A 12,331-nucleotide genomic window follows, 5' to 3' on the forward strand; every position below is an offset into this window, starting at 1 on the left:
GGAAATATTATGGAACCTATTATTGAATTTAAAAATTACACTTTTAAATATCGATCACAGGTAGAACCTACACTCCGGGATATCAATCTGAAGATTTATCCCGGAGAAAAGGTTTTGATCATCGGACCATCCGGGTCAGGCAAATCTACCCTTGCCAACTGCATTAACGGATTGGTCCCTTTTTCGTATTCGGGAGACACAGAGGGCACGCTTACCATTAAGGGGCAGGACCCGAATAAACTCGGCATTTTCGGATTATCCAAGATCGTTGGAACCGTACTGCAGGATACGGACGGACAGTTTATCGGTCTGACTGTTGCGGAGGACATCGCGTTTGCACTGGAAAATGACTGTGTGCCGACGGAGGACATGCACCGCATGGTAGACGGAGTGGCAGAGGTCGTCGATGTGAAAAATCTGCTCGATCACGCACCGACAGAGCTTTCCGGAGGACAGAAACAGCGCGTTTCGATGGGTGGCGTCATGATCGATGATGTGGAAGTGCTCTTATTTGATGAGCCGCTTGCCAATCTGGACCCTGCAACGGGAAAACGCGCGATTGAGTTGATCGACCGCATCCAGAAAGACCAGAATAAGACGATTGTGATCATTGAACACCGTCTCGAGGATGTGCTTTACCGTGATGTCGACCGTATTGTTGTCGTTGGCGAAGGAAAAATTGTTGCAGACACAACACCGGATGAACTGCTGGCGGGAGATATTCTGATGCAGGAAGGCATCCGTGAGCCGCTTTATGTGACCGCTTTAAAACATGCAGGATGCAAAATCCGTCCGGAGAATCATCCGCAGCATGTAGATACGATGGAATTTGCACCTTACATGGCGCAGGTTCAGAACTGGTTTGCAGAAAGCCAGAATACGAAAAAAGAATGTTCAGGCGAGGCTGTGCTTCAGATCACGGATCTGAATTTTTCTTACCGCAAAGACCAGCCGATCTTAAAAAACATCAATCTTTCCGTGAAAAAAGGAGAGATGATGGCGATCGTCGGCAAAAACGGTGCAGGAAAAACAACACTTTCCAGCCTGATCTGTGGATTTTTAACTCCGAATAGTGGGTCCATTTATTTAAATGGTGAGGATATTTCTCCGCTCACGATCAAAGAGCGCGGCGAACATATCGGAATTGTAATGCAGAATCCAAATCAGATGATCTCGAAGTCTATGATCTTTGACGAAGTTGCCCTTGGTCTGCAGGTTCGTGGAGTCCCAGAGGATGAGATCAAAGAGCGCGTCTATGAGACATTGAAGATCTGTGGGCTTTATCCATTCCGGAACTGGCCGATCTCGGCGCTCAGCTTTGGACAGAAAAAACGTGTTACAATCGCTTCCATCCTTGTAATGAATCCGGAGATTCTGATTCTGGATGAGCCTACCGCCGGACAGGATTACCGTCATTACACAGAGATCATGGAATTTTTAAAGAGTATCAACGAGGAACGGGGAACGACGATCATTATGATCACACATGATATGCATCTTATGCTCGAGTATACAGACCGTGCATTCGTAATCGCAGATGGTGAGCTGATTGCGGATGATACGCCTGCAAAGATTCTGACGAATGATGAGATTGCGGATCGTGCTTATCTTAAGAAAACGTCGCTTTACGAAATGGCAGTAAAATGCCAGATTCCATCACCTTCCCAGTTCGTTGAGCATTTTATCAGCTATGAAAGGACAGTAAGGTAATGGCAAAGTTATTGACTTATGAGAAAAAGGATACCTGGATCGACCGGTTGTGTGGTGTCACAAAGCTGATCTTTTTTCTGGCGTGGTCCATCACGAGTATGCTGACTTATGACACCAGGGTGTTAGCCGTAATGTTTGTGATCAGCCTGGTTCTTTTCCAGCTGTCCAAAACGGACTGGAAGCAGGTCGGCGGAATTTTTAAACTGATCATGATTTTTATGATCATCAATCTGCTTGCAATTTTTATTTTTGCCCCGGAGCAGGGAAGCAGGATCTATGGAACAGAAACTGTGCTTTTTCCAATCGCCGGGAATTACGTAGTAACCGCAGAGCAGCTGTTTTATGAATTGAATATTCTTTTAAAATATTTTACGATTGTGCCATCGGTATTTATCTTTATTGTAACGACGGATCCGTCAGAGTTCGCGGCATCTTTAAACCGGATTGGAATCAGCTATAACATCGGATATGCGATATCCGTTGCACTTCGTTATATTCCGGATGTTCAGGATGATTTCCATAAGATCCGGAATGCACAGGAGGCAAGGGGAATCGAGATGTCATCCAAAGCAAAATTTATGGACCGAGTGAAAAACACCGCGTCCATTATCTTCCCGCTGATCTTCACCAGCATGGAGCGGATCGACACGGTAAGTAATGCGATGGAGCTGCGCGGATACGGAAAACACAAAAAGCGTACCTGGTATACGGGCAGAAAGCTGCAGAAGGCAGACTACATGACCATCGCGGTCACACTTATTTTTATGGCAGCAGCCCTTGTCATCACTTATCATGATGGCAGCCGCTTCTATAACCCGTTTCTTTAATTGAACACACTGCAATAAGGAGGAATTATGATACAGGATATTGCACCGCATAAACTGAATAATTCTTATCGGGAGGCGACACCAGAGGAGGACAGTTTTGTCCTCTTTTTTCAAAATGGTGAACTTCTGGTAATTCATGACGCAGAGGATACGAACCGGATTCTTTTTCCAGAATTTGGAAAGATAAAGGAACTGGCAGGCGAGCTTACCTATCTGTTTTCCGTGGATGATCGTTTGTTTTTCCGTTCAGGCGAAAAGAATATAGATGCCAAAAAGGTGATGGACTGTCTTCAGAAAGCAGGACAGAAAGTTTCCTGCAGCTATGAAAAACGGAATTTTTTCAGGACAGCGGCACCAAAGGAATATGCATTTGCTGCGATCACAGGTCTGCATTTAAACGGCTGGTATGAGAAAAACCAGTACTGTGGTGCGTGCAGTGGCAAACTCGTACATGATAAAAAAGAGCGGATGATGCGCTGTCCGGTGTGTGGAAACATGATTTTTCCAAGGATCAATCCGGCTGTTATTGTTGCAGTGACAAACGGAGATGAGCTTCTGCTCACAAAATACCGTGGAAGAGAATACAAAAAGTATGTGCTTGTTGCTGGTTTCAATGAGATCGGTGAGAATCTGGAACAGACCGTAGCACGTGAAGTTATGGAAGAAACAGGACTCCGGGTAAAAAATATACGTTATTATAAATCACAGCCATGGGGATTTACGGATAATATTCTTGCAGGTTATTTCTGCGATCTCGATGGCGATGCCACGATCACAATGGACCAGGACGAGCTTTCCGTTGCAGAATGGGAGAAGCGGGATGAAATCGATGTTCAGCCGGAAGATCTGAGCCTGACGAATGAGATGATCTGCCGTTTTATTTCCGGGAATTATCCGCAATAAGCGAAAATACAGTTGACAATGCGGAATCTTTAAAGTATAGTAAACTACTAGGAAATATAGGATATATAATGAGCATAGTAGAGGTGTATATATGAAGATTTCAACAAAAGGAAGATATGCATTAAGATTAATGATCGACCTTGCAATGAACAGCAACGGCAAGCCGGTCAGTCTGAAGGATGTGGCACAGCGTCAGGAGATTTCGGATAAGTATCTTGAGCAGATCATTTCCATTCTTCACAAAGCCGGATATGTACGCAGTGTTCGTGGAGCACAGGGTGGATATCTGCTTCGTAAAGAGCCGGAAGAGTATACCGTAGGAATGATCCTGCGTCTGACCGAAGGCAGTCTTGCGCCGGTTTCCTGTATCGAGGACGATGAGATCGTCTGCGATCGTGCGGATGCCTGTGTTACAGCAATTGTTTATAAGAAGATCAATGACGCGGTCAACGGTGTTGTTGACAATATCACGCTGGCAGATCTGATCAACTGGCAGAGTGAAAAGAATGGACAGTATATCATTTAAGTGTTACTATTCACTGGAACAATAAATATTGGGAAGTGAAATTATGAACAAAAGAAAAATTCAGATGTCAGAATCCATTGAACTTGGTATTGTGCTGGCGCTTGCCGGCGGATTTATGGATGCCTATTCGTATATCTGCAGAGGTGAGGTATTTGCGAATGCACAGACGGGTAATATGCTTCTGTTCGGAATTCATGTATCGCAGGGAGAATGGTCATTAGCCCTGCATTATCTATGTCCGGTCGTGGCATTCGCGGCAGGAATTGCGATTTCCGATATTGTGAAGTTTGTTTTACGGGATTACGAAAAGATTCACTGGAGACAGTTGGCGGTATTTTTTGAGGCAATCATCTTATTTGCAGTCAGCTTTATGCCGCAGAATATTAATCTGCTCGCAAACAGCCTGACTTCGCTTGCGTGCGGAATTCAGGTGGAAAGTTTCCGGAAAATTCATGGAAACGGAATTGCGACGACAATGTGTATTGGCAACTTAAGAAGCGGTACACAGAACATGTGCGAATATTTCCATACCAAAGAGGGCAAATTTGTAAGAAAAGGTTTACTTTATTATGGAATCATATTATGCTTTATCATAGGTGCGGTAATTGGAAATATGTGTGTAAAAATGGTCGCAGAGAGTGCAATCCGCATTGCATCTGTATTTTTGTTCCTTGTATTTTGCATGATGTTCATTGATCGTGAAAAAGAAGAAAGACAAAATGTACGTCAATAAAAACATACCCTACCTTGACAATAGGAATTAAGGAGTATATGATAAGTATAACCTAGCAGGCAGGTAGGAATTTGAAAGAAGGTAAAAAATATGAATCGTTTAATCTATTTGGATAACGCAGCGACCACACAGGTATATCCACAGGTGCTGGACGCAATGTTACCGTTTTTTACAGAACATTATGGTAATCCATCCGCAATCTACAGTTTTGCGAATGAGGCTAAGAAAGCTGTTGATCAGTCCAGAAGCACAATTGCGGATCTGATCGGTGCAAACACAGATGAAATTTATTTTACCGGTGGCGGAAGTGAGTCAGACAACTGGGCACTTGTTGCGACAGCAGAGGCATATGAGAGCAAGGGCAAGCACATCATTACCTCCAAGATCGAGCATCACGCAATTCTTCATACTTGCGAGTATCTGGAGAAACGCGGATATGAGATCACATATATCGATGTAGACGAGAAAGGAACCATCAAACTCGATGAGTTAGAGGCTGCGATTCGTCCGGATACTATTTTAATCTCTGTAATGGCAGCAAATAATGAGATCGGAACTATTCAGCCATTAAAAGAGATCGGTGCAATCGCAAAAGCACACGGTGTTTTATTCCATACCGATGCAGTACAGGCATTTGCACATATCCCGATCAATGTAGATGAGATGAACATCGATATGTTAAGCGCAAGCGGACACAAGATCCACGGACCAAAGGGAATCGGAATCATGTATATCCGTAAAGGTGTAAAAATCCGTTCCTTTATTCATGGTGGAGCACAGGAGCGCCGCAGAAGAGCAGGTACACATAATGTTCCGGGTATTGTCGGAATGGGCAAGGCAGCAGAACTTGCAAAAGCCAATATGGACAATAACATCAAAAACGTATCTGAGCTGCGCGATTATCTGATTAAACGTGTATTAGACGAGATTCCATACACAAGATTAAACGGACATGAGACAAACAGACTTCCAAATAACGCAAACTTCTGTTTCCGTTTTATTGAAGGAGAATCTATGCTGATCCTTCTTGACCAGAACGGAATCTGCGGAAGCAGCGGATCTGCATGTACATCAGGATCACTGGATCCATCCCATGTACTTCTTGCAATCGGACTGCCTCATGAAATTGCACATGGTTCTCTCCGCCTGACTTTGTCAGAGCAGACCACAAAAGAGGACATTGATTATACTGTGGACAAGCTGAAAGGAATCATTGAGAGACTCCGCAGCATGTCACCATTATATGAGGATTTTGTAAAGAATCACAAAGAGTAAGGTATAAGCATATGCCGATATGGCAGCGCACAAAGGAATCAGGAGGATAAATAAGAGTATGTATAGCGAAAAGGTCATGGACCATTTTAATAATCCGAGAAACGTAGGAGAGATGGAAAACCCAAGTGGTGTTGGTACAGTTGGAAATGCCAAATGTGGTGATATCATGAGAATGTATCTGGATATTGATGACAACGGCATCATCCAGGAAGCAAAATTCAAGACATTCGGCTGTGGTGCAGCGGTTGCAACAAGCAGTATGGCAACCGAACTTGTAAAAGGAAAAACGATTCAGGAAGCACTTGAAGTTACCAATAAAGCAGTTATGGAAGCATTAGACGGACTTCCACCTGTAAAAGTGCATTGCTCATTACTTGCAGAGGAAGCAATCCATGCTGCATTATGGGATTATGCAGAACGTAACCATATCAAGATCGAAGGACTGGAAAAACCGGTTAACGATATCAGCGAGAAAGAGGAAGAAGAGGAATATTAATCGTTCCATGAAAGAAAAAGTTGTTGTTGGAATGTCAGGTGGCGTGGATTCATCGGTTGCAGCATATCTGCTGAAAGAGCAGGGATATGATGTCGTCGGTGTGACCATGCAGATCTGGCAGGAGGAAAACGTATTTGAGCAGTCGTGTAATGGCGGCTGCTGTGGTTTATCTGCAGTAGACGATGCAAGAAGAGTCGCAGATATTCTTGAAATTCCATATTATGTCATGAATTTCCGCTCGGATTTCCAGAAGAACGTCATTGACTATTTTGTAGGGGAATATGAGAAGGGACATACTCCGAATCCATGTATCGCCTGCAACCGTTATGTGAAGTGGGAGTCGCTTTTACACCGTTCCATGGAGATCGGGGCTGATTATATTGCGACAGGGCATTATGCGCGAATCACGAAGCTTCCAAACGGAAGATATACCATTCAGAATTCCGTAACAGCAGCGAAGGACCAGACATATGCGCTTTATAATCTGACGCAGGCGCAGCTTTCCCGTACACTGATGCCGGTCGGCGCATACGAAAAGCCACAGATCCGAAAGATCGCGGAGGAGATCGGACTTCCTGTTGCAGCAAAGCATGACAGTCAGGATATCTGTTTTGTCCCGGATCATGATTATGCCGGTTTTATTGAAAAAGAGACAGGAAAGAAGAGTGTTCCGGGTAATTTTGTAGATACACACGGCCGTGTACTTGGCAGACACAAAGGAATCATCCATTATACGATCGGCCAGCGAAAAGGTCTCGGAATCACCGCGGATACGCCTCTTTTTGTAAAAGAGATCCGTCCACAGACCAATGAGGTCGTGATCTGCCGGTCTGAGGAGCTTTTTACAGACACCTGTTATGTGGAAAACATCAACTATATGGCGATGGAACAGGCGGAAGTAGAAGCGCATCCGGAAGGAATCCCTGTAATTGGCAAGATCCGTTATTCGCACAAAGGTGCACCTTGTCGGATCTATGCACAGCCGGATGGCAGGATCAAATGTGTATTTGATGAGCCGCAAAGAGCGATCACACCAGGTCAGGCAGCCGTCTTTTATGACGGAGACCATGTACTCTGTGGTGGAACATTATAGAATTTTAGAACCGAATTAAAAAGCGTATGTTTTACAAATCATTCAGATCTGTAAAACATACGCTTTTTTGAGTTTATAGGAAAATGCTCCGGGAGGGATGCAGCCCATACGGGCTGATTATTTGATCTCCAGGAAAAGATTTGCTTTCTTTAATGCAGGGCGGAGTGCCATGTAGATGATGACTGCAGCAACAACAGAGATGACTGCGTTGACGCTTGTTGTTGTGATGTTCCATGCAAGTGCTACTTCAGCAGCAGGTTTGCCCATGATCACACGTTTGTAGAAGTAACCGAATAATGGATCAAAGATCACATTGAATACCATACCACAGACAGATGCAATCAAAGTCCATTTGAAAACGTGTTTGTTATCGTTGGAAGTAGAAATCTTTCCAATCTTGTGTGCGATCAGACCAGTGATCAGACCGATGCAGAATTTTAAGATAAATGTCTTTGGTGCATATACAATGTAAACAGGATCTAAAAGATCGCCGATTGTCATTCCGATTGCACCGCCGATACCGCCGTAAACGCCACCGAGGAGAAGTGCTCCAAGTACGCATACCGCATTTCCAAGATGGAAGGAAGTAGCATCTCCACCAGGAAGGGTAACTTTGATCTGCAGGAATGTGAAAACAACGTATGATAACGCTGCCATTAATGCAGTAAGTGTCAGTTTGTAAACTTTTTCATTTCGCATAATATAAAACTCCTTTTGTTGCTTTGAATTTTCAATAGACATTTTTGAAACTATTTTATAACTTACTTTGGCATGTACTATGAAGTATAAATAATCGCAGGCACGCTCTCGCTGCTCATCGCAGGCAGCGGATACGTAAGCGACCAAAGTACGGTCGCTAAGTACCGGCCGCTCTGAAGCACCTGCGAGTTACTTATACTTCATAGTACATGCTTAATTTAGAGTTCAATAGCTTCAAAAATGTCTATTTTGAATTTTAAAACCTATCATATACGAAATTGAACATATGTATATACCCAATTTCGTACAAAAAAATAAGGTCAGATGAAAACAGACAACAGGAGGATGGGGAGTAATAACTGGTTATAAGAAAAGAAGATAGCGAATTCATTAAAAACATATTGACTTAGTAGGAATTGTAGGATATGATAAGTACAACAAAGCAATTCCTACTAACAAAATAGGAAAACAGGAGATAAAAGCAGAAAGAAAGAGAGGACTATAGACATGGCAAAAAAACATTACGCAGATAGAAATTTAAAATTTGAAACATTACAGTTACACGTTGGACAGGAGAATGCGGATCCGGTAACCGATGCAAGAGCAGTTCCGATTTACCAGACATCATCTTTCGTATTCCATAACTCACAGCATGCAGCTGATCGTTTCGCATTAAAAGATGCAGGAAACATCTACGGAAGACTTACCAACCCGACAGAGGATGTATTCGAGAAAAGATTTGCAGCACTCGAAGGCGGAGTTGCAGCACTTGCAGTAGCATCCGGAGCAGCAGCAGTTTCTTATACCATCCAGAACCTTGCAGTAGCTGGAGATCACATTGTTGCAGCAAAGAACATTTACGGTGGTACATACAACCTCCTGGCACATACCTTTGTAGATTACGGAATTACAACTACATTCGTTGATCCGTTAGACCTCAGCGCATTCGAGAATGCAATTCAGGACAACACAAAAGCACTTTACATAGAGACACTTGGTAATCCAAACTCAGAAGTAGCAGATATCGAAGGAATCGCAAAGATTGCCCATGCACATAACATTCCACTTGTGATCGACAGCACATTTGCAACGCCTTATCTGGTTCGTCCGATCGAATATGGCGCAGACATCGTTGTACATTCTGCAACCAAGTTTATCGGCGGACATGGAACAACCATCGGTGGTATTATCGTAGACAGTGGTAAATTTGACTGGAAAGCATCCGGTAAATTCCCACAGCTTACTGAGCCAAACCCAAGTTACCATGGAATCAGCTTCGTAGATGCAGCTGGTCCTGCAGCATTCGTTACAAGAATCCGTGCGATCCTCTTAAGAGATACCGGAGCAACTCTTTCTCCAATCCACAACTGGATCTTCCTTCAGGGATTAGAGACATTATCACTCCGCGTAGAGAGACATGTAGAGAATGCATTAAAAGTTGTTGATTACCTGTCTAAAAACCCACAGGTAGAGGCTGTTCATCATCCATCTGTATCCGAAGATCTGGAACAGCAGAGATTATATAAGAAATACTTCCCGAATGGTGGTGGATCTATCTTTACATTCGAGATCAAAGGTGATGCAAAGAAAGCACAGGATTTCATCGATAACCTTGAGTTATTCTCTCTGCTTGCAAACGTAGCAGATGTAAAATCCCTTGCAATCCATCCAGCATCTACCACACATTCTGAGCTGAATGAGGCAGAACTTGCAGATCAGGGAATCAAACCAAATACCATCCGTCTGTCTATCGGAACAGAGAATATCGATGATATTATCGAAGACCTTGACGAAGCATTCAAAGCAGTACAGTAATAATCAGATATCGTAAACAGCAGGTTGTGCAGTAAGAACCGCATTTTGAGGCGGTTCTGCTGGACAACTGATTTTAGTAAAAGGAGGAACAAAATGTCAAATATTTATCAGGGAGCGATCGGGCTCATTGGAAACACACCATTAGTAGAATTTACACATATTGAAGAGAAATACGGTTTAAAAGCAAAACTCTTAGCAAAACTGGAATATTTTAACCCGGCAGGAAGCGTAAAAGACCGTATTGCGAAGGAAATGATCGAACAGGCAGAAGCGGACGGCAAATTAAAACCAGGTTATACGATCATTGAGCCAACTTCCGGTAACACTGGTATCGGTCTTGCAGCAATTGCAGCAGCAAAAGGCTATAAGATCATCATCGTGCTTCCAGAGACCATGAGTATTGAGCGTAGAAATATCATCAAAGCATATGGAGCAGAGCTTGTACTGACAGATGGAACCAAAGGAATGAAAGGTGCAATCGCCAAGGCAGAAGAGCTTCATAAAGAGATTCCGGAAAGCTTTATCCCGGAGCAGTTTGAAAACCCTGCAAACCCGGCTGCACACCGCAAAACAACCGGTCCTGAGATCTGGGCTGACACAGACGGAGCAGTAGATGCTTTTGTTGCTGGTGTTGGTACTGGTGGAACAATCACCGGTGTTGGCGAGTATTTAAAATCCAAGAAATCTGACGTAAAGATCATTGCTGTAGAGCCTGCAACATCTGCAGTTTTATCTGGAGAGAACGCCGGACCACATAAGATTCAGGGAATCGGCGCCGGATTTGTGCCAAAAACACTGAACACCGAAGTATACGATGAGATCATTCCGGTTGCAAACGATGATGCATTTGCATTTGGAAAAGAGATCGCAAAAGAAGAGGGCGTATTGGTTGGAATTTCCTCTGGTGCTGCACTCTGGGCTGCAATCCAGGTAGCAAAGAGACCGGAATTTGAAGGCAAGACCGTAGTTGCACTTCTTCCAGACAGCGGAGACCGTTATTACTCTACCGATTTATTCAAAGATTAAAAAACTGTCATACATAGATGCCCACCGGCATATATTTAATACGTAGTGAAAAAAGGAAAGTACGGTGGGTAAGTATGTATATCAGACTCGATTCTGTGGAAAAAGTCAAAGAATTTGTTAATAATATACAGTCGTGTGAAGGTGAGATCGATCTGATCTCCGGACGTTATGAAGTCGATGGCAAATCGCTGCTTGGAGTATTCAGCCTGGATCTGACGAAACCGATTGAGGTAAGAGTCCAGAAGGATGACATGACAGGTCAGCTGGAACAGATGCTTTGTCGCTACAGCACATAATAATTCATAAAATTTTCATGCAATCTTTATACACGACGCTGCTGAAAAACGATATAATAGAGGCATCGAAAGAGAAAAAGTATTGGAGAGGCAGCAACATGAAAATAGAGAAGTACTTTGAGCAGGCGAAAGAGCAGTTTATTCGCGACAGTTTATTATCTGACGAATTCCTGGATATGATGCAGGAAAACATAGAACCGATTGAAAGCAGAATGGCGTATTACCGGTGTGCGATCATGGAAGTGGAGACCAAATTTAAGGTGTTGAATGAACAATTCTCCTTACAGTATGATCGTAACCCAATCGAATCCATCAAAAGTCGTACCAAGTCCATGGACAGCATTTTAAAAAAGGTGCGAAGAAAGAATATTCCGCTGAATCTTGATGCGATCGAAGAACAGATCAAAGACATTGCCGGTGTAAGAGTCGTGTGCTCTTTCCCAGAGGATATTTACATGCTGGCAGATTGTCTGCTGCAGCAGGATGATGTTACCCTGATCGAGCGGAAAGACTACATTAAGAACCCGAAGGAGAGCGGTTACCGCAGCCTTCATCTGATCATTGAGATTCCAATTTTCCTGGAAAATGAGAAGCGTCCGATGAAAGTTGAAGTCCAGCTTCGCACGATCGCCATGGATTTCTGGGCAAGTCTGGAGCACAAGCTTCGTTATAAAAAAGATATTCCGGACGATGAGGCAGAACAGCTGGCAATTGAATTGCAGGAATGTGCACAGATCAGTGCGGCATTGGACACCCGCATGGAGAATATAAGGAACCGCATGAACAGCCAGGAGTTCCGTGAAAAGGCAAATGCACAGAAGAATCGCTCTGTGCAGCTTTTAGGAGCACCGCGTCCGATTCGGCTGCTCGGCGAATTAAGAGATGATAAAACACCGTCATCAGCAGAATAGGGACAGCAACACTCCTTCAAT

13 protein-coding genes are annotated in these 12,331 nt (G+C 43.6%); 12 read left to right on the top strand and 1 reads right to left on the bottom strand.

Translation table 11 applies throughout. The features are described from left to right. Nucleotides 1–9: 9 nt before the first annotated feature. The 8 genes from FYJ75_RS01840 to mnmA all read left to right on the top strand — a co-directional run bounded on the left by FYJ75_RS01840 (nt 10) and on the right by mnmA (nt 7,563). Nucleotides 10–1,710 (top strand): ABC transporter ATP-binding protein, encoded by a 1,701-nt coding sequence (locus FYJ75_RS01840; RefSeq protein ID WP_154428252.1) that lies wholly within the window; start codon nt 10–12, stop codon nt 1,708–1,710. After that, nucleotides 1,710–2,537 carry an energy-coupling factor transporter transmembrane component T family protein gene (locus FYJ75_RS01845; protein WP_154428254.1) on the top strand — a complete coding sequence of 276 codons (828 nt, stop codon included), beginning with the start codon at nt 1,710–1,712 and terminating at the stop codon, nt 2,535–2,537. The genes FYJ75_RS01840 and FYJ75_RS01845 overlap by 1 nt, the downstream gene beginning before the upstream one ends. Nucleotides 2,538–2,564: 27 nt before the next feature. After that, complete coding sequence (gene nudC / locus FYJ75_RS01850) at nt 2,565–3,440, top strand: NAD(+) diphosphatase (protein WP_154428256.1); 876 nt, start codon at nt 2,565–2,567, stop codon at nt 3,438–3,440. Nucleotides 3,441–3,531: 91 nt separating this feature from the next. Next, nucleotides 3,532–3,966: an RrF2 family transcriptional regulator gene (locus tag FYJ75_RS01855; protein ID WP_154428258.1), complete on the top strand. Its 435-nt coding sequence runs from the start codon at nt 3,532–3,534 to the stop codon at nt 3,964–3,966. Nucleotides 3,967–4,009: 43 nt separating this feature from the next. Next, nucleotides 4,010–4,699: a YoaK family protein gene (locus tag FYJ75_RS01860; protein ID WP_154428260.1), complete on the top strand. Its 690-nt coding sequence runs from the start codon at nt 4,010–4,012 to the stop codon at nt 4,697–4,699. Between the two features lie 90 nt (nt 4,700–4,789). After that, the gene (gene nifS, locus FYJ75_RS01865; protein WP_154428262.1) at nt 4,790–5,974 is read left to right on the top strand and encodes a cysteine desulfurase NifS; all 1,185 of its coding nucleotides are present in this window, start codon (nt 4,790–4,792) and stop codon (nt 5,972–5,974) included. A 58-nt stretch (nt 5,975–6,032) separates the two neighbouring features. Continuing rightward, a complete protein-coding gene (nifU, locus tag FYJ75_RS01870) occupies nt 6,033–6,470 on the top strand; it encodes a Fe-S cluster assembly scaffold protein NifU (RefSeq protein WP_075680266.1) in 438 nt (145 codons plus the stop codon). A gap of 7 nt (nt 6,471–6,477) precedes the next feature. After that, entirely contained in the window at nt 6,478–7,563 is a 1,086-nt protein-coding gene (mnmA, locus tag FYJ75_RS01875) for a tRNA 2-thiouridine(34) synthase MnmA (RefSeq protein WP_235906980.1), read from the top strand. Between the two features lie 117 nt (nt 7,564–7,680). Here mnmA and FYJ75_RS01880 read toward each other — a convergent pair whose 3' ends face one another. Further along, nucleotides 7,681–8,262 (bottom strand): ECF transporter S component, encoded by a 582-nt coding sequence (locus FYJ75_RS01880; RefSeq protein WP_154428264.1) that lies wholly within the window; start codon nt 8,260–8,262, stop codon nt 7,681–7,683. A gap of 507 nt (nt 8,263–8,769) precedes the next feature. Here FYJ75_RS01880 and FYJ75_RS01885 point away from each other — a divergent pair. The 4 genes from FYJ75_RS01885 to FYJ75_RS01900 all read left to right on the top strand — a co-directional run bounded on the left by FYJ75_RS01885 (nt 8,770) and on the right by FYJ75_RS01900 (nt 12,310). Further along, nucleotides 8,770–10,077, top strand: a complete 1,308-nt coding sequence (locus tag FYJ75_RS01885) for an O-acetylhomoserine aminocarboxypropyltransferase/cysteine synthase family protein (protein ID WP_154428266.1) — start codon at nt 8,770–8,772, stop codon at nt 10,075–10,077. Nucleotides 10,078–10,170: 93 nt separating this feature from the next. Further along, nucleotides 10,171–11,103, top strand: a complete 933-nt coding sequence (cysK, locus tag FYJ75_RS01890; protein ID WP_154428268.1) for a cysteine synthase A — start codon at nt 10,171–10,173, stop codon at nt 11,101–11,103. Nucleotides 11,104–11,177: 74 nt separating this feature from the next. Next, entirely contained in the window at nt 11,178–11,399 is a 222-nt protein-coding gene (locus FYJ75_RS01895; protein WP_235906981.1) for an HPr family phosphocarrier protein, read from the top strand. 98 nt (nt 11,400–11,497) lie between these two features. Then, nucleotides 11,498–12,310, top strand: a complete 813-nt coding sequence (locus FYJ75_RS01900) for a GTP pyrophosphokinase (protein ID WP_154428272.1) — start codon at nt 11,498–11,500, stop codon at nt 12,308–12,310. The last annotated feature ends 21 nt before the right edge of the window (nt 12,311–12,331 follow it).

Source organism: Roseburia porci (assembly GCF_009695765.1).
GTDB classification, from domain to species: domain Bacteria; phylum Bacillota; class Clostridia; order Lachnospirales; family Lachnospiraceae; genus Roseburia; species Roseburia porci.

Bases quoted from the DNA above. Each gene is read 5' to 3' on its own strand.
- FYJ75_RS01840 (WP_154428252.1), top strand. From the start codon at position 10: ATGGAACCTATTATTGAATTTAAAAATTACACTTTTAAATATCGATCA.
- FYJ75_RS01845 (WP_154428254.1), top strand. From the start codon at position 1,710: ATGGCAAAGTTATTGACTTATGAGAAAAAGGATACCTGGATCGACCGG.
- nudC (WP_154428256.1), top strand. From the start codon at position 2,565: ATGATACAGGATATTGCACCGCATAAACTGAATAATTCTTATCGGGAG.
- FYJ75_RS01855 (WP_154428258.1), top strand. From the start codon at position 3,532: ATGAAGATTTCAACAAAAGGAAGATATGCATTAAGATTAATGATCGAC.
- FYJ75_RS01860 (WP_154428260.1), top strand. From the start codon at position 4,010: ATGAACAAAAGAAAAATTCAGATGTCAGAATCCATTGAACTTGGTATT.
- nifS (WP_154428262.1), top strand. From the start codon at position 4,790: ATGAATCGTTTAATCTATTTGGATAACGCAGCGACCACACAGGTATAT.
- nifU (WP_075680266.1), top strand. From the start codon at position 6,033: ATGTATAGCGAAAAGGTCATGGACCATTTTAATAATCCGAGAAACGTA.
- mnmA (WP_235906980.1), top strand. From the start codon at position 6,478: ATGAAAGAAAAAGTTGTTGTTGGAATGTCAGGTGGCGTGGATTCATCG.
- FYJ75_RS01880 (WP_154428264.1), bottom strand. From the start codon at position 8,262: ATGCGAAATGAAAAAGTTTACAAACTGACACTTACTGCATTAATGGCA.
- FYJ75_RS01885 (WP_154428266.1), top strand. From the start codon at position 8,770: ATGGCAAAAAAACATTACGCAGATAGAAATTTAAAATTTGAAACATTA.
- cysK (WP_154428268.1), top strand. From the start codon at position 10,171: ATGTCAAATATTTATCAGGGAGCGATCGGGCTCATTGGAAACACACCA.
- FYJ75_RS01895 (WP_235906981.1), top strand. From the start codon at position 11,178: ATGTATATCAGACTCGATTCTGTGGAAAAAGTCAAAGAATTTGTTAAT.
- FYJ75_RS01900 (WP_154428272.1), top strand. From the start codon at position 11,498: ATGAAAATAGAGAAGTACTTTGAGCAGGCGAAAGAGCAGTTTATTCGC.